Origin of the sequence: Actinophytocola sp., from assembly GCF_036378875.1 — a bacterium.
Lineage (GTDB): Bacteria > Actinomycetota > Actinomycetes > Mycobacteriales > Pseudonocardiaceae > Actinophytocola.
This window is the reverse complement of record NZ_DASUVO010000131.1, coordinates 39,068-63,184: the sequence shown is the minus strand read 5'-3', so window position 1 is coordinate 63,184 and position 24,117 is coordinate 39,068. Positions and strand designations below refer to the sequence as shown.

Sequence of the window (24,117 nt, the reverse complement as noted above, 5' to 3'; positions counted from 1 at the left end):
TTCACGCCGCCTCGGGCAGCTGCTGCCAGGTCTCGGTGGCGCGCCGCCGCTGCCGTGCCTCCTCGTCAGCCGCGATCTCGGCCAGGATGTCCGCCCAGACGATCCCCCTCGCGAGGGTCGCGCTCGGCGTTGGCCGCACCAGCTCCTCGAGGTTGACGGGTGGCGCGTTGTGCTCTGGGACCAGGCTTGGTGAGTCGAATGTGGACACGGTGGTGCTCTCCGTTCGTCGTCGGGTTGTCATGTCTGGTACGGGCTGACGGTGACCGGGATGCCGTTGAACACCGCGTTGCCGGACGGGACGTCGACCAGGAACTCGTCGGTCAGCGCGTTCGCGTTGACGCCCGCGTGCTGTGCGGCCACACGCTGCTGGCTGTCCGCGTGCCCCCACCCGTGCGGGAGACTCACGACGCCGGGCCGGATCGCGTCGGTCGGCTCGACCGCCACGACCACCTCGCCGGTCTTCGTGCGCACGACCGCCTGGTCGCCAAGCCCGAGCCGCGCCACGTCGGCCGGGTTGACGTGCAGGGTGCACCGGTTGCTCCCACCGAGGAGCGAAGGGACGTTGTGCAGCCAGCTGTTGCTTGAGCGCAGCTGACGCCGGCCGATCAGCACGATGTCCGGGACCGGGGCGGCCACCTTCGCGCGCAGCCGGTCGAGGTCGGCGACCACGGCGGGCGGGGTCAGCTCGACCTTGCCGGACGGGGTGCACAGCAGTTCCTTGAGCCGCGGTTCGAGCGGGCCGAGGTCGATGCCGTGCGGGCTCGCCTTCAGCTTGGCAAGCGACAGACCGTACGGGCCGAGCTTCAGCATGATGTCCAGCATCAGCTCTGGGCCGCTGTCGCCCTCCAGCGTGGCACGCAGCTCGGCCGGGTCCTGGCCCTCGTACGGGGAACCCGGGATCTGCGTTGCCGCGCCGAGGAACTGACCGAGGATCATCTCGTCGACCCCGGCCGGGTCGGCCGCCGCGCCGGCGCCCGCCGCGATCAGCGTCAACCGCGCCATGATCTCCGCCTCGGACCGCTGGTCCGGTCCCAAAGGGAGGATCGGCGGGGAGAACCTGGCGTAGTTGCGCACCGTAACGATCGACAGCAGGAAGTCGTAGTGCGGCATCTGCATGATGCGCGGCGGCGGCAGGATGACGTCGGCGTGCCTGGTCGTCTCGTTGAGGTACGGGTCGACGCAGACCATGAAGTCCAGCTTCTGGAACGCCCGGCCCAACCGGGGGCCGTTGGGTGTCGACAGCACCTGGTTGGACGCGATCGACACCAGCGCGCGAACCTGGCCGTCGCCCGGCGTCTCGATCTCGTCCGCCAGCGTGGCCGCCGGCAGCTCACCGAGAGCCTCCGGCAGGCCGCGCACCCGGCTGTGCCAGTTGCCGGCCTGGAACGGCTCGCCGCTGCGGTACACCTCGAGCACGGCCGGCCTGGCGAACATCGTCCCGCCGGCCCGGTCCAGGTTGCCGGTCAGGACGTTGATCACCTCGACCAGCCACTGCGCCAGCGTGCCGAACTCCACAGTGGACGCACCCATGCGGGAGTACACGGCGGCCGTCGGCGCCGCGGCCAGCTCGCGGGCCAGCCGCGCGATGTCCGCCGCCGGCACACCGCAGCCCCGTTCCGCCAGCTCCGGCGTGAACTCCCCGGACAGCAGGCGCAGCTCGTCGAGGCCGTTGACCTCGAGCGTGACCGAGGTCAGGTCCTCCGCGAGCAGCGTGTGGACGATGGCGAGGAGCAGCACGGGATCGGTGCCCGGCCGGACGGGCAGGTGCTCGTCGGCGAACGCGGCGGTTCTGGTGCGGCGCGGGTCGACCACCACGACCTTGCCGCCGCGCTTGCGCAACTCCTTGAGCCGGCCGGGAAGATCCGGCGCGGCCCACAGCGATCCGTGTGACTCCAACGGGTTCGCACCGATGATCAGCACGTAGTCCGTCCGGTCCACGTCGGGCACGGCGAGCGCGAACGGGTCGCCGTACATGCTGCCGGCCGCGACGTGCTTCGGCATGTGGTCGATCGTGCCCGAGGAGTAGACGTTCCGCGTGCCGAGCGACTGGATCAACGGCATGCGGTACAGGAACCCGGCCATCGTGTGGTAGGTCGGGTTTCCGAAGTAGACGGCCACGGCGTCGCGACCGTGCTCCTCGACCACCGTCGTGAGACCCTTTTCCACGGCGAGGAAGGCCTCGTCCCAGCTGGCCTCCCGCCACTGGTCGCCCTCCCGGATCATCGGATGGCGCAAGCGGTCCGGGTCCTCGTCGATGCGGCCGAGACTCGCTCCCTTCGGGCAGATGTAGCCCTTGGAGAACGGGTCGCTCGCGTCACCGTGCACCGACGTGACGCGGTCGGCGTCGTCGAGGGTGATACGGAGACCGCAGACGGCCTGGCAGATCGGACACGTGCGGTGCGCGGTGGTCATCAGGCCGCCCGGCGTGTCTCGGTGCTCGTCCCGGTGTTCGTCTCGGTGCTCGTCCCGCTGTCCGTGAACGCGGGCTCGACGTCCGCGGGCGCCTTCCACCCGTACGGCTGCTGGCTCTCCTTGGACGGCCCGAACAGCGACTTCCACAGCACTTTCAGTGCGAAGGCCGGCCGCATCAGCGCCTCCGGCTTCTGGATGAGGCCTGCGGTCTTGAAGTACTCGGCGGTGATGTCGCCGTCGCGCGTCGCGGCGATCTGCACCCGCTTCAGGAACCAGTTGCCCATACGCACCTGGAACGTGCGGTTGCCCTCGACGCCCGGCAGGCTCAGGTCGATCGTGTTGGTCATGTCCCACGCCTGGTCGATGGCGTCCTTGGCCAGGTCGCGGAAGTAGTCCTGCGGCACCGGCGCCGCGCCGCTGTGCAGGTGCCGGCGAATGACCAGCGCGCAGAGCGCCGCGACGCTCATGCCCTGTGCGTACACGGGGTTGAACGTCGTGACGGCGTCACCGGTGACCAGCAGACCCTCGGGGAACCGGCGCAGCGTGTGGTAGTGGCGGCGCAGCGTCGTCGGGAACTTGAACGGCATCGCCTTGTCGACCGGGTCCGCGTAACGCAGCGTCTCGTAGACGTCCTTGGCGGGCAACGACTTCAGCCACGCCATGAGCCCCTCGTAGTCGGTTGGCGGGTGGTCGCCGAGGATGCCGTAGGTGGTCAGCTCGACCTTGCCGTCCTCCACCAGGAAGAAGACGTTGCCGCGGGGCACGGCGGCGTTCGCGATCTGGTTGATCGCCACGTCGTTCTCGAACCCGTTGGCGCCAGGGCGCAGCCGGAAGTGCTGGGTCACGTAGCCGAGGTCGATCTTCTTGCGCTCCTCGAACGGCTTCTCGTAGCCGAGCTGCTCCAGCCAGACCGGGGTCCGCGACCCGCGGCCGGTGGCGTCGACCACCAGGTCGGCCTCGATGACCCTGTCCGTGTCGGTGCCGCGCTCCTGAACGCGTACGCCGGTGATCTGACTGTTGTCCGCCGACGCGGTGAGGCCGAGGATGTCGTGCTCCTCGACGAAGGTCACGTTCGGGAACTTCTGCACCCGCTCGCGGATGAACCACTCGAAGATCGGCCGGATCACGCCGAGTGTCTGCAGCCCGGCGTGCTTCTGCTTGAGCCGGAAGCCCCTGGCGTACCAGCGGCAGCTGCCGGACAGGTCACCGGTGGGGACGCCGTAGTCGAGCATCTCCTGGGTGAGCCCGGGGAAGAGCTCCTCCATGACCTGGACGCCACGGGCCAGGAGCCCGTTGGCCTGGTGGCTCTGCGGGCAGAACCGTCGCACACCCTTGACGCCGACGAGCTTGTCGCGGTCCACGATCTGGACCTCGTCGTAGGCGTCCGCGAGCACCCTGGCCGCGAACAGGCCGGCAATGCTGCCGCCCAGCACCACCGCGCGGGTTCCAGCCTCCTGGCCCATCGCGGTCACCTCCTTGAATTCGTGGGTTGTCATTCCTGGACGGTCGAGGCCATCGGCAGGGAGCTCACTAGTCCACCGTCCACACCGATGTCCTGTCCGGTGATGTACGCCGCGCGCGGCGACAGCAGGAAGGTCACCGCCTCGGCGATCTCCTCTGGCTGGCCGAGCCGCCCGAGCGGAACCAGGTGACGGCACACGTCCCGTGCCTCGTCGGTCGGGGCGAGCTCGTCGAACATGTCCGTCCGGACGAATCCGGGGCTGACCGCGTTGACCCGGATGCCCTGGCCGGCCAGGTCGGCGGCGAGGGTGCGGGCCAGGCTCGACACGGCGGCCTTCGTCGAGGCGTACATGGAGGCCAGCCCCATCGCCAGCCCCATGCCCCGGTGTGCGAGGCAGGTGCTGTTGAGCACGACGGCACCGCCTGCGTCGAACAGCGGCAGCGTCTTCTGGATCGTGAAGAACGCGCCCTTGTAGTTGACCCCGACGTACCGGTCGAACTCGGCGTCGCTCACCGGCGTACGCGGAGCGATGGGGGAGTAGGAGGCCAGGCCGGCGTTGGCGAAGATACCGTCCAGTCGGCCAAATCGAGCCTGGATACGGCTGGCCAGCTCGTCCAGGTCGTCCTCACGGGACACGTCGGTCCCCACGGAAAGGACACGATCCCCGGTGGGATCCAGCTCCTTCGCCGCCGCGTCGACGACCTCGACGCGACGCCCGGCCAGCACCACGCTGGCACCCGCGTCGACAAGCTGTCGCGCGGTGGCAAGGCCGATGCCGGTGCCACCGCCGGTGATGAGAACGGTCTTGCCGTCGAATTCAGCCATGCGAAAAGACTCACATCCGCCCCCTTTCCTCGGCATCTCCGGCGTTGCGCGTCCACTTCGTACTGGCCTGGACCGCGGCGATCGCGCACGTGTGGAGAACGGCGTGCCCTCCGGCGTTGTGATGATTGGTCTGGTTCTCGTACAAGGAGGCGTTCGATGAAAGCAGCGGTCATTCCAGAGGTCAACGCCGCGTGGGTGATCCAGGAGGTGCCGACGCCGCGGCCGGGTTCCGGCGAGGTGCTGATCCGGGTGCGGGCGAGTGGCCTCTGCGGCAACGACGTCGCCGCCTCCCGTGGTCTGATCCCGTTCCCGTCCGTGTCCCCGGCCATCCCGGGCCACGAGCCGGTCGGCGAGGTCGTGGAGACCGGCCCCGGCGTCACCTCCCGCGCGGTCGGTGACCGGGTCGGGACCACCTGGATCCGGGGCACCTGCGGGCGGTGCGACTACTGCCGGCTTGGTCGACCGGTGAGCGGCACCGCCGCACTACTGTGCGCCGCGCCCGTCTCGACCGGGTTCACTGTGCAGGGCGGCCAGGCCGAGTACATGGTCGTCGCCGCCGACCAGACCGTGCGCATCCCCGACGCGTTGAGCGACGAGCTCGCCGCTCCGGTGCTCTGCGCGGGATACACCGGCTGGTCGGCGATCCGTGCGGCGGACCCGAAGCCGCACGAACGGGTAGCCGTGGCTGGCATCGGGGCGCTCGGCCACCTCGCCGTGCAGTACGCGAAGGCGTGCGGCTTCGAGACCATCGCGATCACGACCTCACCGGACAAGCACGACCTCGCCAGGACCTTGGGCGCCGACCTCGTCGTCGCGGACGGGCAGCAACTGCGCGAGGCGGGGGGCGCTGACGTCATCATCGCCACGAGCCCGTCCTACGCCGCGGCGGCGCTGACCCTGCCGGGCCTGCGCGTCGGCGGCCGGCTCGTGCTCGCCGGCATCGACGGGCAGGACGCGTTCGGCATCGCCAACACCCACCCGTTCTTCGCGCTGGACCAGAAGATCCTCGGCGCTACCCACAATGGTCCCGAGCACCTGCGTGAGGCGCTGGACATCGCGGCCAGCGGCAAGGTCACCCCGCTCGTGGAGACCTTCGCCAAGGAGGAGATCGCCGAGGCCGTCGACAAGGTTGGCAAGGGAGAGGTCCGCTTCCGCGCGGTCATCAAGTACTAGTGTCTGTGCCTGCTCGGCCCGCCGCCACCACAGCCTTGGCAACGGCCACAAAGGACGTTGTCAATCGGCAACGTCCTTTGTGGCCGTTCGTGGGTTACGCTGCCTCTGGTAGGTCCTTGGGTGGCTCGGCCGGCGGCGCCGTGTCGAGCCAGGACGGGCCGGGCTCGGGGCGGCGCCGTGCGTGCCGCAGTACACGTGCCACGGTGGTCGGCTTGAACAGTGTCTCCGGCCGGTCCATCAGGCCGGCCACTCGCATGAGTGCCGTGGTCAACCGCGCGTCCTTGGTCGCTGCGTACTGCAGGCGCGCCATGTAGGCGTTGCCGGCCTTGACCTTCGGCGTGCGGTTGCCCTCCACCTCGGGGAAGTCGAGGTCGCCGCCCGCGGAGATGTCCCAAGGCACGTTGACGGCCTTGGCGAGTTCCTGGAAGACCTCACGTGGCGCGACCTCGCCGCGGCGCAGCACGTTCCGCAGTGTCATCGCCTCCAGTGAGGCGACGCTCATGCCCTGGCCGTAGACCGGGTTGAAGCTGCAGAACGCGTCGCCGATGACCAGCAGGCCGTCCGGGAACCGGGTCAGGCGCTCGTAGTGCCGCCGCACACTGGCCGGGAAGCGGAAGCGCACCGGTTCGCCGATCGGCGCCAGGTCGCGCACGATCTTGTAGACGTCCGGCACCGGAAGTGTGCGGGCGAACTCCAGGAAGCCCTCGGGGTCGGTCGGCGGATGGTCGCCGAGGATCCCGGTCAGCGACAGGATGCAGGTGTCCGGTCCCATCTGGCCGAAGAACGCACCGCGCGGGTGGGCGGGCGAGGCGACCACGTTGATCGACTCGATGACGCCGGTCCACGATGGATCGGGACGGTAGAGGCGGGTCGTGTAGGCCAGGCCGACCTTGACCTTCTCTTCCTCCGGGCGTTCGTAGCCGAGCTCGTCGAGCCACGCGGGGGTGCGGGAGCCGCGGCCGGTCGCGTCCACGACCAGGTCGGCCTCGAGCTCGATCTCGGCGTCGTCGGCCTGCCGGCGCACGATGACCCCGGTGACCCGGCTGCCGTCGGCGGTGGTCACCGGCCGGAGGATGTCGTGCTCCTCCAGGTACGTGACGTTCGCGAGGGCCGCGGTCCGAGCGCGTATGTGGTTCTCCAGCACCGGGCGGGGTGCCTTCACCGTGACGAGTCCGGTGCGGGCGGGCTGGAGGCGCCTCGCGTTGAAGTACCACTCCAGCTCGCCGAGGTCACCGAGCGGCACACCGGTGGCGGCGAGCTCGTCGGTGAGACCGGGGTACAGGTCCTTCATGATCAGGTGACCGCGCGCGTGCAGTCCGTGGGCGTGGTATGCGTGCGGCGCCCCTCTGCGGGCCACTCCCACGCCGAGCACCTTGTCGCGGTCCACGACCAGAACGTCCTGGTACTCCTCGGCGAGGACACGCGCCGCGAGGGAACCGGCGACGCTGCCACCCAATACGACCGCGCGCCTGTGGGGCTGCGTCTTCATGGTGCTTCCCTTCCCCTGCCGTTCACAGCTCGCGCAGCTTGATCGTGGGGTTGACCGTGGCCAGCGTCAGGATCTCTCGGTAGTCGCCGCACAGCTTCTCGATCGTGGGCTCCAGGAAGTCCGCCTTGTTGTACCTGGCGTGCCCGGCGATCTCGCCGGAGGGCAGCATGTCCAGAGTGAACACGATCCCGTTGGGGATGTCGGAGGTGTTCGGATAGGACTGTGTCCTCTTGCGCACCTCGGTGTAGGTGAGATCCCCGAAGGTGGAGTCGTCCATGTTGGTCGGGAACTGGAACGCCTGGAACGCGCAGGCCGAGAGGTTCCCGGCGGCGTAGGGTGTGTTCAGGTCCGGCGCCTCGGCCGCGATGTGTGCGAACGGCAGCTCGTGGGCGTAGGCCTCGAGGCACGTCCTCCTGGTCCTGGTGACCAGCTCGGAGAACGACCCGCAGTCGGACAGGTCGGTGCGCAGCGGGACCAGGTTGAAGAACGGGCCGACGGCGTCGGTGAAGCGGGACTCGGCCCGGCCGGAGGTGAGGGTCGGGCACACCACGTCGGTCGCGCCGGTCATCTTGTGCCACAAGGCGGTGAACGCCGCGGTGAGCACCATGAAGGGTGACGCGCGCAGCGCCTTGGCCAGGTGCTGGGTGGCCGTGGCGAGCTCGGCTGGCCAGACGAACCGGTGCACCGCGTACCCGGGAACCACACCCTCTGGCTGGTCCATCTCGATCATGGACATCTGCGCCCCGCGCAGCGTGTCGCGCCAGTAGTCCCGCGCCCGGTTCGCGTTCGCCGACTTCAGGGCGTCCACCTGCCAGGCCGTGAACTCGCGGTACTGCACCGGTTCCGGCAGGTTGGCCGGCCCGAAACCCGTGCGCTCCGCGTAGCGCTCGGCGAGCTCGCGGATCAGCACCTGCATGGACCAGCCGTCGCTGGCGGTGTGGTGCGTGAGCATGACCAGCACGTTGTCGCGCTCGTCGAAGCGTCCGACGACCACGCGGATGTGCGGCATCACCTTGGCGCTCAGCTCGGAGTACTCGATCTGGTTGACGAACTCGTCGGTCCGCTCGTCGCGGGGCCGTGGGTCGTCGGCCGGCAGGTCGATCACGACGACCTCACCAGGGCAGGGCGGGTGCACCACCTGGTACTGCTCGTCCTCGCCGCGCACCACCTCGGTGCGCAGGATCTCGTGGCGCTCGACCACGTCGGCGAGCGCACCGCGCAGAGCATCGACGTCGATCTCGCCGAGCACGCGCCAGCCGTGGCTCACCAGGTGCCGGGGACCGAAGGCGCCCTCGTCGTCACCCTTGTCGAAAATGCAGAAGAGCTCGAGATTCGCCGAGAGCGGAAAACGGTCGGACGGGGTTTCGGCAGGTGTCATTCCCGGCTCCTCGAGAGACGTGACGGTCGCTGCTGACCGACCGTAGCAACGGGACGCGTTCGCCCGGTTATCCGAACGTGCCGATCGGTCCGGCAATCGGGAAGATGCACGTCCGCGTGGGGGATGCCAACGTCGAGGGCAGTGACGGGAGGGATCAGATGACCACAGCGCGCACGCAGGTTTTCGAGAACATGACCGTTGACCATGTCGAGTTCTACGTCGGTGACATAGCGCAGAATCTCGACTGGCTCGTCGACGGTTACGGGTTCACGGTCCGTGCGGCGACGAAGTCCTCCGCCGAGCAGCGGGTGCGATCGGTCTGCGTCGGGCAGGGCGAGATCGACCTGGTGCTCACGGAGCCGGTCGAGAGCGACCATCCCGCGACGGCCTATGTGGACCGGCACGGCGACGGCGTCGCCAACATCGGCCTGCGGGTGCGAGACGCCGCGGCCGCCTTCGCCGAGGCCGTGCGCGGTGGCGCGCGGCCGGTGGCGCCACCCACCGAACGGAACGGGGTGGTGACCGCCACGATCATCGGTTTCGGCGACGTGACGCACACCTTCGTGCAGCGCCCGGCCGGTTCCTCGGCACACGACTCGCACGGGCTGGTCCCGCCGGGCGGCAACGTGACGGGACTGGGCACCGGGCTGCGCAGGGTCGACCACTTCGCGGTGGCCGTTGAGCCGGGCCAGATCGACGAGACCGTCGAGTACTACCAGCGGTCGCTCGACTTCGACCTGACGCTCAGCGAGCGGATCGAGACCGGCGACCAGGCGATGTACATCAAGGTGGTGCAGAGCAAGTCGCGGGCGGTCACGTTCACCCTGATCGAGGCCGACGCCTCACTGGAGTCGGGCCACATCGACGACTTCCTGAAGGACCACGGCGGCGCAGGCGTGCAGCACATGGCACTGTCCACAGGGAACATCCTCTCGTCCGTGCGGCAGATCGGTGACCGGGGCGTCGAACTACTGTCTACTCCGGACACCTACTACAGCGCGCTTGCCGAGCGGGTGCGGCCGGACCGGCACAGCATCGAGGATCTCCAGGCGCTGGACATCCTCCTCGACGAGGACCACGACGGGCAGCTGTACCAGATCTTCGCGAAGTCCGTGCACCCCAGGAACACGATCTTCCTGGAGATCATCGAGCGGGCCGGCGCGAGCACGTTCGGCAGCTCGAACATCAAGAACCTCTACCAGGCCGTCGAGACACAGCGCAACCGCGACGGGAACTGACAAAGCCACGCGACGGAGGATTCACGACAATGGCTGGCAACGACTTCGACGTCATCGTCATCGGCGGCGGTCCCGGCGGTTCGGCAACGGCTGGACTGCTCGCCAAGCAGGGCCACAAGGTTCTCGTCCTGGAGAAGGAGAAGTTCCCCCGCTACCACATCGGCGAGTCGCTCATCACCGGCTCGATGCCGACGATCGAAGCGCTCGGCCTGCGTGAGCGGCTGGACAACATGGGCTTCGTCCGCAAGTACGGCGGCACGCTGCTGTGGGGCCGCAACCAGGGTGCCTGGGACTTCCGGTTCACCGAGGCCTCGGAGTACGAGTACACCTTCCAGGTCCGCCGCGCCGACTTCGACTCGGTGCTGCTCGCCAGGGCCCGCGAGCTGGGCGCGCTGGTCATCGAGGAGGCGAACGCACAGGACGTGCTCTTCGAGGGGGAACGCGCCGTCGGCGTGCGTTACCTGCGCAAGGGCGACTCCGAGCCGACCGAGGCGACCTGCAAGCTGGTGATCGACGCGACTGGACAGCAGCACCTCCTCGCACGCAAGTTCGGGCTCATCGACTACCACGAGGACCTGCGCAACATCGCGGTCTGGGCGTACTTCCAGAACTGCCGGCGCTACGGCGGCACCCGCTGGGGCGACACGCTCACCGAGAACCGCCCGAACGGCTGGTTCTGGTTCATCCCGCTGTCGGACGGAACGGTGAGCGTCGGCTACGTGACGCCGATCGAGAAGTACAAGGAGTCCGGCAAGTCCCTCGAGGAGCTGCACGCCTCCGAGCTCGCGGCGGCCGACGAGATCACCTCGCTCACCAAGGACGCCACCCGGGTCAGCGCCTTCCGCACGATCAAGGACTGGTCCTACACCTGCAAGAACTTCTACGGACCGGGTTGGGCGCTGGTCGGCGACGCGGCCGCGTTCATCGACCCGCTGCTGTCGACCGGCGTCGGCCTGGCCCTGCGTGGTTCGCTCGGCCTCGCCGAGACCGCCGACCTGGCGCTGCGCAACCCGGAGAGCGAGGAGAAGCTCTTCGCGCGCTACGAGCGCAACTACGTCGACTTCCTCAACTCGCTGCTGGAGTTCATCCGCTTCTTCTACGACCGCACCAAGTCCAAGGAGGACTACTGGGACGCGGCGCAGCAGAACATCGACCCGCTTCGCCAGCGGCCCCGCAAGATCGACTTCGCGCGGGTGCTGTCCGGTGTGTCCGGCACGCGGGACATCTTCGACGGACCGCTGGCGCTCAAGGCCTTCCGGGACACCGACGCCCCGGACCTGCCGGAAGAGCTGGCCAGCTAGCCCACCCCCGCGGCGAGAGGTAATGGGAGCACACTGATGGACGCTGTCTCGATCCCCGCGCGGTTCGCCGAGCAGGTCGCGCGGACACCGGACGCGGTCGCCGTGTCCGCCGGCACGGCCACGCTGACCTACCGGGAACTGGATGAGCGGGCCAACCAGCTCGCGCACCGCCTCATCGGGCTCGGCGTCCGCCAGGACGACCGGGTGGCGGTGTTGCTGGAACGGTCCATCGACCTGGTGGTCGCGATCCTCGCGACCGTCAAGTCCGGTGCCGGGTACGTCCCGGTGCACGAGGGCTACCCGGCCGACCGCAGGCAGTGGGTGGTGGACCACTCGACCCCGGTGGTGCTGCTGGCCGACACCACCAACCGCGACGCCGGCCTGCCGACCGGCGTGCCGACCGTGATCGTCGACGACGACCCGGCCACCGCCGGGCAGCCCGTCACCGATCCCGCGGTGCCGATCCACCCGGACCAGCTGGCCTACGTGATCCACACGTCGGGCTCCACCGGCCACCCCAAGGGCGTCGCGGTGACCCAGCGGGACGCGCTCCGGCTCATCTTCGATCCGCAGTGGACACCCGAGCGGCACGCGCGGGTGCTGATGGTGGCGCCGTACGCGTTCAACGTCTCCACCTACGAGATCTGGATGCCGCTGCTGCACGGGGGCCGGATCGTCGTCGCCCCACCGGGCAAGCTGGCGCCGGAGGTGTTGCGCGGGCTGATCGTCGAGGAGAAGATCACCGGGATCCACGTGACGGCTGGCCTGTTCCGGGTGGTCGCGGAGGTGGCGCCGGAGACCTTCACCGGGCTGTCGGAGATCCTCACCGGTGGCGACGTGATCGCACCCGCCGCCGTGCGCCGCGTGCTGGACGTCTGCCCCGGCATCGTGATCAGGGCGATGTACGGCGCGACCGAGGGCACGCTGTTCTCCGCGCACCACCCGCTCACCGCGGACTGGCGGCCGAGCACGGTGGTCCCGGTCGGCGACGCGCTGTCCGACGTCACGATCCACATCCTCGACGCCCGGCTGTCCCCGGTTCCGCCGGGCGTCGAGGGGGAGATCTACATCTCCGGCCGCGGCGTCGCGCGTGGCTACTTCGGCAGCACGGACCTGACCGCGGAGCGGTTCGTCGCGGACCCGTTCGGCGCGCCGGGCGCCCGCATGTACCGCACGGGCGACCTGGCCCGCCGCGAGGACGGACTGATCGAGTTCGTCGGCAGGGCGAACAGCCAGGTGAAGATCCTGGGCTTCCGGATCGAGCTGGCCGAGGTGGAGGCGGCGCTGGCCGGCTTCCCCGGCATCGCGCACGCCGTGGTCGTGGTGCGTGAGCTGGAGCTGGGGGAGAAGCGGCTGGTCGGCTACGTCGTGCCGGACGCAGGCGAGATCGACCTTGGGGCGCTGCGCGCCCACGTCAGGGAGACGCTGCCCGACTACATGGTGCCGGCCGCGTTCGTCCAGATCGAGTCCCTTCCGTTGACCCCCAACGGAAAGCTGGACCGCCAGGCGATGCCGGAACCCGACTTCGACGCGGTGTCGACCTATCGCGCGCCGGAGACGCCGCGGCAGGAAGCGCTGTGCGCGATCTTCAGCTCGGTGCTCGAGGTGGCGAAGGTCGGCATCGACGACAGCTTCTTCGACCTCGGCGGCCAGTCGCTGCAGGCGATGCGGCTGCTCAGCCGGATCCGGGCCGAGCTCGGCGTCGACCTGCTGATCAACGTGCTGTTCGACGTCCCGACCGTGGCCGGGCTGGCCAAGTACATCGACAGCGAGGCCGCCGCGGCCTGAGCCGGGAGGAGAGGCGCAGATGACCAACCCGTTCGAGGTGCCGGACGCCAACTACACAGTCCTGCGCAACGAGGAGAACCAGCACTCGCTGTGGCCCGGCTTCGCCGACGTGCCGGCAGGATGGACGGTCGCGTTCGGACCGGACCGTCGCGACAGCTGCCTCGACTACGTGCGGGAGAACTGGGTGGACCTGCGCCCGCGCAGCGTCGCCGAGTTCGTCGCCAAGCACGCCGGCGACCGCTGAGGACTCAGCAAGCACAGAGATGTCCTCGTCTGCTCACTGGCAGAGGATGTTACCCAGCTACAGCACACCTTTACCGAAAGACCTGGGAGGCGACGTGTCTGCGCTTACCTTGCAGCGGCTCACGGAACTGATGGAAGCGTGCGGCGACCGGGATCCCGCGGCGGAACGGGCACTCGACGACGAGGTCGGCGACGTGTCCTTTGAGGAACTGGGATTCGACTCGCTCTCCCTGTTCAACACCTGTGTCGAGATCGAGAGCGCCTACCCGGTGAAGCTCTCGCTCGACGCGGTGCTCGCCGTGGAGACACCGAACGGCCTGCTCGACCTGGTCAACCAGAACTTATCTCGCAGCGCGTGATCAGCGGCGCTGGGGGTTGGAGAACTCATGTGTGGAATCGCGGGCTGGGTTGACTTCAGTCGGGATCTGTCCAAGGACGACACCACGATCCGGGCGATGGCGAGGACGCTCGAGAACAGGGGTCCCGACGCGGAAGGGGTCTGGTCCGGGCGACACGTCGCGCTGGGACATCGCCGGCTCGCCATCATCGACATCGTCGGTGGCGCGCAGCCCATGGAGTTCAGCGACGACAACCAACAGCTGGCGGTCCTCACCTTCTCCGGGGAGATATTCAACTTCCGCGAGTTACGGGCTGAGCTGCGTTCCCGCGGCCACCACTTCCGGACCCGCAGCGACACCGAGGTGTTGCTGCATTCCTATCTGGAGTGGGGAACGGCCTGTGTGGACCGACTGCTGGGGATGTACGCCTTCGCGGTCTGGGACGCCCGCACCGAAGAGCTGGTCATGGTCCGTGACCGCATGGGCGTGAAGCCGCTCTTCTACATGGAGACGCCGCACGGCGTCCTCTTCGGATCGGAACCCAAGGCCATCCTTGCTAACCCGATGGCACAGGCCAGGACCGACGCGAACGGGCTCTGCGAGGTCTTCGACATGGTGAAGACTCCGGAGGAGAGCGTCTACGTCGGAATCCGTGAGGTACGGCCAGGACACCTCGTCCGCGTCAACCACGGCGGCGTCGTCGACCAGCGGTACTGGTCGCTGGAGGCGCGTCCCCACACCGACGACCTTCCCGGGACGATCAGCCACGTCCGCGAGCTGCTCGAGGACATCGTCTACCGCATGCTCAACTCCGACGTGCCACTGTGCTCGCTGCTGTCGGGCGGGCTGGACTCCTCCGCGGTCACCGCGCTGGCGGCGAAGACCCTGGGCCGCGACCAGGTCAGGTCGTTCTCGGTCGACTTCGCCGGGGCCGAGGACATCTTCCAGGCCGACGCGGTCCGCGGCTCCGCGGACGCTCCGTTCGCCAAGGAGCTCGCCGAGTTCGTGAGCTCGCGCCACACCGAGATCCTGCTCGACAGCGCGAACCTCGTCGATCCCGCCGTGCGCGCGGCCGTCCTGTACGCCGCCGACCGGCCACCCGCCTACTGGGGCGACATGTGGCCGTCGCTGTACCTGCTGTTCCGGGCGATCCGGCTCACCTCGACGGTCGCGCTGTCGGGTGAGTCGGCCGACGAGCTGTTCGGCGGGTACCGGTGGTTCCACAACCCCAACGCGATCCGCGCGGACACGTTCCCGTGGCTCACGTCCGGCTCGTCGCGCTACTTCGGCGGCCTCGGCCTGCTGGACAAGGGGCTGGTGGAGAAGCTCGACCTGCCCGAGTACCGCAGGCAGCGCTATTCCGAGGCGATGGCGGAGGTTCCCGCGCTGCCGGGCGAGCCGGCCGAGGACCGGCGCATGCGGGAGATCACGTATCTGAACCTCACCCGGTTCGTGCAGACCCTCCTGGACCGCAAGGACCTGATGAGCATGGCCGCGAGCCTCGAGGTGCGGGTCCCGTTCACCGACCACCGGCTCGTCGAGTACGTCTTCAACGTGCCGTGGCAGATGAAGAACTTCGACGGCAGGGAGAAGAGCCTCCTGCGCGCGGCCGTGGCGGACCTGCTGCCCACCTCGATCCTGGAGCGGGTCAAGACGCCGTATCCGGCCACACAGGACCCGGGGTACGAGGCCGCTCTGCGGACCGAGCTGCAGGAGCTCCTCGCGGACCCGGACGCGCCGGCCCGCCCGCTGCTCGACCTCGACAAGGCGCGCGTGGTCGCGTCCCGGGAGCCCGGCGCGGTGAGCCGGGCGTACGACCGGGGGAGCCTCGAGATGGCGTTGTGGCTCAACCGTTGGCTCGGCGCGAACGACGTCATGTTGGACCTGTGACCGTGCGAGAGTCACGGAGAGGAGTGCGTCCCGTGGAGGACAAGGACGTCAGTCACCACCAGATCCTGCCGAAGGCGCTGGTGCACAAGGACGGGTTCGACGATGTGTTCCTGACCAGCTTCGCGGTGCGGGGACCGCGGGAGTCGGTCATGGGCGCGACGTTGCCCAGGTCCCACGGTTTCTACAACGAGTTCCTGGTGAGCAACCGGGTGCCGGATCTGGCGACGTTGGTCGAGATCTGCCGCCAGGCCTGCTTCGTCGTCGCGCACGAGCAGTTCGACGTGCCGCTCGGCGGCCCGAGCGACGCCAAGTTCCTGATGAAGGAGCTGTCCGGGGAGTTCGTCGACACCACCCCGTTCGACACGGACGAACCGGTCAACGTCGCGGTGGACTGCGTCGTCGAGCACCTGGCGCGCCGGTCCGGGCAGATCTCCGCCCTGGTCTGGGCGTTCACGGTGCGCGTCGGCGAGGTCGTGGTCGGCAGGGCCAGGATGGCGCAGTCGCTGATGGGCCGGTCCGTGTGGGGGCAGATGCGCACCCGCCTGCGGACCGGGCGAGGGCTGCCGGCGAAGATGGGCGCGGTGTCGTCTCCCGGCCCAAGCGAGCTGGCGCCGGCCGAGGTCGGCCGGCTCAACCCGGAGAACGTCCTGCTGACCGCCGTCAGCGAGGCCGACGACGGCTACCGCGCCTCGATACGCGCGGACCTTCGGCACCCCGTGATGTTCGACCACCCCGCCGACTACATCTTCGCGATGGTCCAGCTGGAGGCGACCCGGCAGCTGTCCCTGGTGGCGGCCTCCCGCCGGCTCGGCCTGCCGGCCACGGGCCTGGAGATGTGCGGGGTCACGGCGGAGTACCTGGCGGTGGCCGACTTCGACCTGCCGACCGTCCTGCACGCCAGGCTCTCGGCGGAGCAACCGGACGGAACGGGGCACGTCCGGTTCGACGTCGACGCCATCCAGCAGGACCGGCGCGTGTCCAGCTTCGAGCTGACCGTCCGGCCCGCCGCCTGATCCCCTTGCCAGACAAGAAAAGAGCACCACACATGCCAGACCGGCGATTACTCAACCGAAGACGATTACTCACGCTGGGCGGGATCACCGCGGGCGGCATCCTGGGTGGGGCCGTACTGCTCCCGAAAGGACAGACCCCGGCTCCTGGCGGCACCGGCCACAATGGACATGGTGTCGAGCCGGTGGCCGGGACGCGGTCCATCCGTCCAGAGACCCAGTTCAGCCAACGTATGCCGGTACCACGTCAGCTGACGCCGACGCGAGCCACCGGTGTCGACCTATACCGAATCCCCATCCAGCCGGGCCAGGCCGAGTTCCGCACCGGGCATCCCACGGCCGTGCGCACCTATGCCGGCCAGTTCGTCGGCCCCACCATTCGCGCGAAGACCGGCCGACCGGTTCGGGTCACGTTCACCAACGAGCTGGACGTGGCGTCGAACGTGCACCTGCACGGCGGGCACGTGCCGCAGAGCAGTGACGGCCACCCGATGGACATGATCGCCCCCGGGCAGAGCCGCACCTACGACTACCCGAACACCCAGCAGGGCGCGACACTCTGGTACCACGACCACGCCCACCACCTCGAGGCCGAGAACGTCTACTTCGGACTGCACGGGTTCTACATCATCGAGGATGACGCCGAGAAGAACCTCGGCCTGCCGGGCGGACCGTACGACGTGCCCATCATGCTCCGCGACGCCGAACTCGACGCGAACGGCGCGCTCGTCTACCCGAGCCACCCGCCGAACCGCACGACGATCCTGGCGAACGGCGTGGTGACGCCCAACTTTCCGGTGGCGGCGAGGAAGTACCGGTTCCGGTTGCTCAACGCCGCCAACGAGCGGACGTTCAGCCTCAGTCTCGGTGGCGCCGCCCTGGTGCAGATCGGCTCAGACGGCGGGCTCCTGCCGGCCCCGGTGGTTCGCTCCGAGATCGTGCTGGGCTCCGCGGAGCGGGCCGACGTCGTGATCGACTTCTCCGGCCACCCGATCGGCTCCCACCTCGTGCTCTACGACGTGAGCGGTCCGGTGCTCCGGTTCGACGTGACACGCGCGGCACCCGACCCGAGCGTGGTGCCCGCCGTGCTGCGACCACTGCCCGCGCTTCCCCCGGCCACCGTCGAGCGTGACATCGCGATGAAGTTCGACCTGTCCGGTGCGGAGCCGGTCGCCCTCGTCAACGGCCGGCCCTACGACCCGAACCGGGTGGACTTCCGGGTCAAGCGCGGCACGACGGAGATCTGGCACGTCCGCAACGACGACGTCGAGTTCGGCATACCCCACACCTTCCACCTGCACCTCGAGCAGTTCCGGGTACTCGACCGGAACGGCGCACCGCCCAGCCTGGACGACGCAGGCCGCAAGGACACCATCTTCATCGCGCCGGGGGAGACCGTCCGGGTGCAGGTCACCTTCACCGACCATCTCGGCAAGTACGTCTACCACTGCCATTACCTGGAGCATTCCGCGCTGGGCATGATGGCGCAGATGGAGGTCGTCGCCTGAGGACGGTCGAGGGGCGGGCGTGTTCCGCCCCACGACCACCGCATCGCGGAGGATGTCGAGCCGGCGGCCCGGTCCATAGCATGGCTACGTGTCCGCACTGGAGGAAGCCGTGGCAGAGTCTGCCGAGCCGATCGTCCTCGATGTCTGGCTCGCGGATCATCCGATCCCGCATTTCCTGGACCCCGTGGCGGAAGCGGTGGCATCGTTCACCCGGACCCACCCCGGGTACGAGATCAGGCTCCGGGCGGTCCCCTTCCGCGACCTGCCGGGTGAGGTCGCCCGCGCGGTCGAGCAGGGCAACCCACCGGACCTGGCCGAGTACTACTTCACCGCGACCCAGGTGGCGCTCGACACCCGCGCCGCGAACGGCCAACCGCTGTTCACCCCGATCCAGCGGGCCATCGGCGAGCGCACCAAGATCCTTGGCGAGCCGGTGGTCGTCGACGACCTCGTGCCCGCCGTGCGCGCGTACTACAGCCGTGGCGACGAACTGCTCTCCATGCCGACCAACGTGTCGACCGCCATCCTGTTCGCCAACCAGGACATGCTGACGCGCGCCGGAGTGGACCGGATGCCCAGGACGTGGCGGGAGCTCGAGGCCGCGTGCGCCGCGGTGGCCCGTCTCCCCGACGGTCCGGCACACCGCATCACGTGGGCCAACCACGGCTGGATGTTCCAGATGGAGGTTGCCGCACAGGGCGGCCTACTCGGCGACAACGACAACGGCCGGTCCGGACGCGCCACCAGGGTCACCCTGAACTCCCCCGAGATGATGAACTACGTGCGGTGGTGGCAGCGCATGCATGCCCGCGGCCACTACCGCCACACCGGTGAACCTCGGGACTGGCTCGCTGGCATGGAGGCTTTCCAGCGCCAGGAGGTCGCGTTCGTCGTCAGCTCGTCCGCGGTCGGCCTGATGATCGCCGACATGGCCGCGTCCGCCGGGTTCTCGCTGAGCACGGGAGTCCTACCGCACAACGGGGACGTGCCGTACGCGGGCCAGCTCCTGGGTGGACAGTCGTTGTTCCTGACCGCGGGCCTACCCCGGGAGAAGGAAGACGGCGCGCTCGCGTTCACGCAACACCTGTTGAACCCGTACCACGCGGTGAAGCGACAGTACGCCGGTTCGCTGCCGTTGACGGTGCCCGCCCAGTCACAGCTCGCCGCGGAGGGCTTCTTCGACCAGCACCCGTACTTCCGCGCAGGGGCCGAACAGGTCGCCGCGTCAAACCTGACCCCAGCAGCAAGCGGTGCGATGATCGGTGACCTGAACCGCATCCATAACACCCTGACCGCGGCCATACACGACGTGCTGACGACCCGCCCGGACCCGGCGCCCCGCTTCCTCGCCGCCACGCAGGAGGCACAAGCCCTACTCGACCACTACAACGCCGCCTGCCTCGCGAACCCCCCGACAACCCCGGACGCCCTGGAAGCCGGCTGAACGCTTGGCCTCGCGGCCCGCACAGCATCACCCACGTTCCCCGGGCAAGCGGTTCATGATCAACGCCAACACAGATGGTTGCGTAGGCATCCCCCACCCATACCCGGGGGGCCACCCCGAGGCCATCGTACCAAGTGGCACCGACAAAACCCCTGGTCGCGGGGACCTGTGGACAACTTTCTCTGGTGAGTTCGAGCGAATGGGACGCTCGTGCGCCACTAGGTTCTGCTGGCCGTCCGGCCGATGTCTCGAACGGCGCGATGGGGACGTTCAGCCCAAATCATGCCGGTGATCATGTTGCCCGGTAGTGGTTCTGTGGGTCCGGCGGGCGAAACCCCGCTTCGCGCACGGACACCGCGCGGGAAGCCCAGTGCTGTTTGTACCACCGGCGCTGTCCTGAAAGACGCTTTCAGGTCGTTGAACGTCATCAGCGCGTCTTTCGAGACATCGGCGATGCCCCGAACGCGTCTTTCGGGACACACCCAGCGGGCGGGCGTCGGGCGCTGCGCGCCCCGACGCCCGCGAAGCGCGGCTTGACCAGGCCCGCAAACTTCCCGCAAGGTGCGACACCCGACAAAGATCATCGATGGATCCAGGTTCAACGCCATGAGCGCGTCTTCGGGGACATCGTTCCGTGGCGCGAACACGCCACTCGCGGTATCGGCGGGCGATGAAGGACGCCTTCCTCACTGCGGGCGTGATGAAGGACGACCTTCCTCACGTGGCAGCCGGCTCGAGCCGCTCGACCCTCGCGACACGAAGGCAAGGGAGGGCGAGTCCACGTGTGGTGGGACCACCGGGCCTGCGCGCATCGGGGGGCTTCGCCTGCCCGCTTCGCGGGGGCTTCGCGGGGCTTCGCCCGCTCGGCGAGCCCCGGGGCGGCAACCCGCACAGATCCGGCCCGGCGAGTCACTCGCCGGGCCGGAAAACACAGCCATCCCCAATACCGCCTAGCGGATGTGGACCTCGGGGACGTAGACGATCCACTGGCCGCCGGAGGCGCGGAAGGCCTCCTCGTTGGCCATGATCTCCTTGGCGTGGTTCCAGGCGAACAGTAGGGCGTAGTCCGGGTACGCGTCCGTGAACTCCGATGGTGGCCGCACGGGTAGGTTGGCGCCAGGCACGAGGTGGTCCTGCTTGGCCGGGGTGGAGTCGACTACGAATGGGACCAGGTCCGTGCCGATGCCGCAGTAGTTGGTCACCGTCGTGCATTTGGCTGGGGCGCCGTAGCCGACGACTGTCTTTCCCTTGGCCTTGAGGTCGTTCAGCAGTGCCAGCAGGTCCTCGCGGATCTTCTCGACTCGGTGGCCGAACTGGGCGAGGGTCTCCGGGTCGGACAGGCCCCTCGCCTGTTCGTCGGCGAGCAGTTGGGCCACCGCGGGTTTCGGGGTCCGGGCGCCGGCGCGTGCCAGTGTGTAGCGGATCTCGCCGCCGTGCATGGGGATGTGTTCCGCGTCGACCAGTTCGAGGCCGTACTGCTCGGCCATGTTGCGCACCGACGTCACGCTGAAGTAGAAGACGTGCTCGTCGTAGATCTGGTCGAAGGCCATCCCGTCGATGAGCGTGCCAAGGTAGGGCTCCTCGAACACGAAGATCCCGTTCGGGGTGAGCAGGGTGTCCAGGCCGCGCAGCACGGAACCGATGTGCGCGATGTGGCAGATGGTGTTGGCCCCGAACACCACGTCGGCCGGGCCGTGTTCGGCTCGGATCGCCGTCGCCGTCTGCTCGTCGAAGAACTGTCGCAGCACGCGGACGCCCTTCGCCTCCGCGATTTCCGCCACGTTGGTGGACGGTTCGACACCGAGGTGGCGCACGCCGGCCGCGGCGATCGTGCCGAGCATGACCCCGTCGTTGCAGCCGATCTCGACGATGAACGGGTCCGGCCCGGTGAGTTCGGTTCGCAGGAAGTGCTCGGCGTTGCCCTGGAAGTGCTTGCGGTGGCTCGCCGAACCGGACGCGTGGTAGCGGTAGTTCGCGTGGTAGCGGAACTCCTGCGGCACCTCGTCGAGCAGTTGGACCAGCGCGCAGTCCTCGCACGCGCCGACGGCGAGCCGGAACAGGAAGACGTCGTCCGCCTCGTGCGGGAGCAGGAACCCGTTCGCCGTCGGCTGCTGTCCCAGGTCGACGAACTCCGCCACCTTGCCACCGCACACGCGGCAGCTGTACCCGGAAATGTCTGTCATCAGGTGCATCCTCGTCAGTGGTCAGGCGGCGCCGCTGTCGGGCAGTGCGAGCCACCACGGATTGGCCCTGGCCCAGTCGATCGTCCGGGTGAGACCGTCCCGCAGGGACGTCGTGCATTGCCAGCCGAGGGTCTCGCGCGCCTTGGTGTTGTCCGGTATGCGTCTCGGTAAATCCTCATAGGACTGTCCGAGTGAGACGCTGGAGTCGATCGCCGTGGTCGGTGCCGTGCCGCCGGTGAGTTCCCGGATCAGCTCGACGAGTTCGCCGATCGTGTTCTCGGCCATGCTACCAATGTTGAACGCCTGCCCGACCGCCGCGGGGTGCTCGGCGGCCAGCAGGGTGGCGTCGATGGCATCCTCGACGTAGGTGAAGCACCTGGTCTGCCGGCCGCCGTCGTACACGACCACCGGCCGGTTGTTGAGCGCCCGGTGCACCGAGCGGCTGGCGACGAACCCGGGCCGCTGCCGAGGGCCGTATGCGTTGAAGTAGCGCACGATCGTGGCCGGCAGGCCGCGCTGACGGGCGAAGGCGAACGTGAGGTGCTCGGTCAACGCCTTGCTGGAGGAGTAGGTCCATCGGTCGGCGGATGTGGAGCCCAGCACCCGGTCGTCGTCCTCGCGCCACGGCACCGCCGGGTTCTTGCCGAACACCTCGCTGGTGCTGGCCACCACGACCCGCGCGCCCGCCCGCTCGGCGAGGTCGAGAACGTTGCGGGTGCCGGAGAAGTTGATGTCGATGACGTCCAGCGGCCGGGCCAGGTACTGGTCAACGCCGACGACCGCGGCCATGTGGTACACCATGTCGACGCCCGGCCTGATCGCCTCGCCGAGGGCGTCCCGGTCCAGGATGTCCCCGACCACGTGCCTGGATCCGGTCCGCAGGTGCGCCGGCGGTGGCACGCTGTCGAACACGGTCACCTCGTCGCCCCTGGCGAGGAGCCGGTCCACCAGATGGCCGCCGATGAACCCGAACCCACCGGTGACCACCGCATGTCGGCTCATCGCCCGACTCCGCGGTAGTGGTAGCCGAGTGCCCGCAGCTCCGCGATCTTCTCCCGCGAGTAGTACGCCCGACCGTCCAGCACCAGGCACGACTCCCGCACCGGCAGGTCGGCGAAGTCGATGTCGTGGAACTCATTGTGCAGAGCGAGAATCGCGAGGCAGTCGGCGTTCTTCACGGCGTCCTCGATGGACCGCGACGGCGTGATGCCGAACAGCTCGTCGGCCTCTTCCGGGTCGACCCGCGGGTCGTAGACGGTCACCTCGGCGCAGGCCCGTTCCAGCGCGGCGACCGCGGCCTGGGTGGGTGTGTGGCGCAGGTCCCCGGTGTTGTTCTTGAACGCCAGCCCGAGGACCGCCACCTTCGAGGTGGCCGGTTCCTTGCCGAGCCGGACCAGCTCGTCGAGGGCGAGGCGCGCGGTGTAGTCCGGCATCCCGGCGTTGACCTCGCGGCCGGCCGGGGCGGTGAGGATCTCCAGGCCGCGCTCGCGAGCGGCGTGCCAGACCATCCACGGGTCCTTGGTCAGACAGGAGCCGCCGACGCCGACGCTGGGCAGCAGGATGTTCACGTTGCCGGTGCCCTTGGGGATCATGTTGGCCGCCGCGATGACGTCGAGCGCGTCCACGCCGTACAGGGCACAGAACTTGGCCAGCTCGTTGCCCAGCGCGATGTTGAGGTCGATCCACCAGTTGTCCGCCAACTTGATGATCTCGGCGGCTTCCAGGGACTCCTGCGGCACCACCTCGACGTCCAGCGCGGAACGCCAGAACTCGGCGGCGGCCGCCGTGCTGTCGGCGTCCAGTCCACCCGCGACTATCGGCAGCGTGCGCAGCTCCCCGAGTGCGGTGCCTTCGGCGAGCCGTTCCGGGGTGAACGCCAGCCCGAAGTCCACACCGCCGACCAGCCCACTCGCCTCCAGCAGGGGCAGCACGAGGTTTCGCGTGGTGCCGGGCGGGACGGTGCTCTTCAGCACGTACAGTTGGCCAGCGCACAGGTGCTGGCTCAGCGCGGCGCAGGCGTCCCGCAGCTGTTCGTCGGCCAGCGCGCCGTCGTCCCGAACCGGGGTGCCGACGGTGATCAGCACGACGTCGGCCGCCTTCACCGCCGCGAAGTCGGTGGTCACCTGGAGCCGCCCGGCGGAAATCCCACCGAGGATCAGGTCGGACAGCCCGGGTTCGACGAACCGGCAGTGCCCGTCGCGCAGCTCGTCGATCAGCTTGGTGTTGGTGTCGATACCGACCACGTCGAGACCTCGCTCGGCCAGCACCGCGGCGATGCACGAGCCGACATAACCGAGTCCGACGATCGCTACCTGACAATCCCGCCGGCCGAAAGAAAAACTCATTTTCGCCCCCATCTGAGCCAGGTCGATCGGGTCGGTGCCGACAATGTTCGTCGCGTCGCGACTGGCGTGGCATCTCCTGACGTGCTAGCT

The 24,117-nt window shown here is 68.8% G+C and carries 19 protein-coding genes; 10 read left to right on the top strand and 9 right to left on the bottom strand.

What is annotated here, in order from left to right; translation table 11 throughout:
* Nucleotide 1 precedes the first annotated feature (1 nt).
* From VF106_RS38590 to VF106_RS38575, 4 genes are read right to left on the bottom strand one after another with little or no spacing between them, the layout of a single operon-like run.
* Nucleotides 2–208 (bottom strand): DUF6222 family protein, encoded by a 207-nt coding sequence (locus VF106_RS38590; RefSeq protein ID WP_330844935.1) that lies wholly within the window; start codon nt 206–208, stop codon nt 2–4.
* 29 nt (nt 209–237) lie between these two features.
* Nucleotides 238–2,412, bottom strand: coding sequence for a molybdopterin oxidoreductase family protein (locus tag VF106_RS38585; RefSeq protein ID WP_330844934.1), 2,175 nt, complete (start codon nt 2,410–2,412; stop codon nt 238–240).
* Nucleotides 2,412–3,908 (bottom strand): FAD-dependent oxidoreductase, encoded by a 1,497-nt coding sequence (locus VF106_RS38580; protein WP_330844933.1) that lies wholly within the window; start codon nt 3,906–3,908, stop codon nt 2,412–2,414. The genes VF106_RS38585 and VF106_RS38580 overlap by 1 nt, the downstream gene beginning before the upstream one ends.
* The gene (locus VF106_RS38575; protein WP_330844932.1) at nt 3,905–4,699 is read right to left on the bottom strand and encodes an SDR family NAD(P)-dependent oxidoreductase; all 795 of its coding nucleotides are present in this window, start codon (nt 4,697–4,699) and stop codon (nt 3,905–3,907) included. Before VF106_RS38575 ends, VF106_RS38580 begins: the two co-directional genes overlap by 4 nt.
* Nucleotides 4,700–4,855: 156 nt before the next feature.
* On the opposite strand from VF106_RS38575, the gene VF106_RS38570 reads away from it, so the two are divergent.
* Nucleotides 4,856–5,872 carry an alcohol dehydrogenase catalytic domain-containing protein gene (locus tag VF106_RS38570; RefSeq protein ID WP_330844931.1) on the top strand — a complete coding sequence of 339 codons (1,017 nt, stop codon included), beginning with the start codon at nt 4,856–4,858 and terminating at the stop codon, nt 5,870–5,872.
* Between the two features lie 94 nt (nt 5,873–5,966).
* Here VF106_RS38570 and VF106_RS38565 read toward each other — a convergent pair whose 3' ends face one another.
* Nucleotides 5,967–7,361 (bottom strand): FAD-dependent oxidoreductase, encoded by a 1,395-nt coding sequence (locus VF106_RS38565; RefSeq protein ID WP_330844930.1) that lies wholly within the window; start codon nt 7,359–7,361, stop codon nt 5,967–5,969.
* 22 nt (nt 7,362–7,383) lie between these two features.
* Nucleotides 7,384–8,739, bottom strand: a complete 1,356-nt coding sequence (locus tag VF106_RS38560) for a condensation domain-containing protein (RefSeq protein WP_330844929.1) — start codon at nt 8,737–8,739, stop codon at nt 7,384–7,386.
* Nucleotides 8,740–8,897: 158 nt separating this feature from the next.
* Here VF106_RS38560 and hppD point away from each other — a divergent pair, with 158 nt between their 5' ends.
* From hppD to VF106_RS38515, 9 genes are all read left to right on the top strand, one after another.
* Complete coding sequence (gene hppD, locus VF106_RS38555; RefSeq protein WP_330844928.1) at nt 8,898–9,977, top strand: 4-hydroxyphenylpyruvate dioxygenase; 1,080 nt, start codon at nt 8,898–8,900, stop codon at nt 9,975–9,977.
* 29 nt (nt 9,978–10,006) lie between these two features.
* A complete protein-coding gene (locus VF106_RS38550) occupies nt 10,007–11,278 on the top strand; it encodes an NAD(P)/FAD-dependent oxidoreductase (protein WP_330844927.1) in 1,272 nt (423 codons plus the stop codon).
* Between the two features lie 36 nt (nt 11,279–11,314).
* Complete coding sequence (locus tag VF106_RS38545; protein ID WP_330844926.1) at nt 11,315–13,066, top strand: non-ribosomal peptide synthetase; 1,752 nt, start codon at nt 11,315–11,317, stop codon at nt 13,064–13,066.
* Nucleotides 13,067–13,085: 19 nt separating this feature from the next.
* On the top strand, nt 13,086–13,310 hold the full coding sequence (locus VF106_RS38540) for an MbtH family protein (RefSeq protein WP_330844925.1): 225 nt from the start codon (nt 13,086–13,088) through the stop codon (nt 13,308–13,310).
* Nucleotides 13,311–13,404: 94 nt separating this feature from the next.
* Nucleotides 13,405–13,668 carry an acyl carrier protein gene (locus tag VF106_RS38535; RefSeq protein WP_330844924.1) on the top strand — a complete coding sequence of 88 codons (264 nt, stop codon included), beginning with the start codon at nt 13,405–13,407 and terminating at the stop codon, nt 13,666–13,668.
* Nucleotides 13,669–13,695: 27 nt separating this feature from the next.
* Complete coding sequence (gene asnB / locus VF106_RS38530; RefSeq protein WP_330844923.1) at nt 13,696–15,537, top strand: asparagine synthase (glutamine-hydrolyzing); 1,842 nt, start codon at nt 13,696–13,698, stop codon at nt 15,535–15,537.
* A 32-nt stretch (nt 15,538–15,569) separates the two neighbouring features.
* On the top strand, nt 15,570–16,550 hold the full coding sequence (locus VF106_RS38525; RefSeq protein WP_330844922.1) for an AfsA-related hotdog domain-containing protein: 981 nt from the start codon (nt 15,570–15,572) through the stop codon (nt 16,548–16,550).
* A 32-nt stretch (nt 16,551–16,582) separates the two neighbouring features.
* A complete protein-coding gene (locus tag VF106_RS38520) occupies nt 16,583–18,055 on the top strand; it encodes a multicopper oxidase family protein (protein WP_330844921.1) in 1,473 nt (490 codons plus the stop codon).
* Between the two features lie 88 nt (nt 18,056–18,143).
* On the top strand, nt 18,144–19,499 hold the full coding sequence (locus VF106_RS38515) for an extracellular solute-binding protein (RefSeq protein WP_330844920.1): 1,356 nt from the start codon (nt 18,144–18,146) through the stop codon (nt 19,497–19,499).
* 950 nt (nt 19,500–20,449) lie between these two features.
* On the opposite strand, the gene VF106_RS38510 is transcribed toward VF106_RS38515, so the two are convergent.
* Genes VF106_RS38510 through VF106_RS38500 form a run of 3 tightly spaced genes read right to left on the bottom strand, consistent with a single transcriptional unit; the run spans nt 20,450 to nt 24,027 of the window.
* Nucleotides 20,450–21,682 carry a methyltransferase domain-containing protein gene (locus VF106_RS38510; RefSeq protein ID WP_330844919.1) on the bottom strand — a complete coding sequence of 411 codons (1,233 nt, stop codon included), beginning with the start codon at nt 21,680–21,682 and terminating at the stop codon, nt 20,450–20,452.
* Between the two features lie 21 nt (nt 21,683–21,703).
* Nucleotides 21,704–22,684: an NAD-dependent epimerase/dehydratase family protein gene (locus VF106_RS38505; protein WP_330844918.1), complete on the bottom strand. Its 981-nt coding sequence runs from the start codon at nt 22,682–22,684 to the stop codon at nt 21,704–21,706.
* The gene (locus VF106_RS38500; RefSeq protein ID WP_330844917.1) at nt 22,681–24,027 is read right to left on the bottom strand and encodes a nucleotide sugar dehydrogenase; all 1,347 of its coding nucleotides are present in this window, start codon (nt 24,025–24,027) and stop codon (nt 22,681–22,683) included. The genes VF106_RS38505 and VF106_RS38500 overlap by 4 nt, the downstream gene beginning before the upstream one ends.
* Nucleotides 24,028–24,117: the final 90 nt, after the last annotated feature.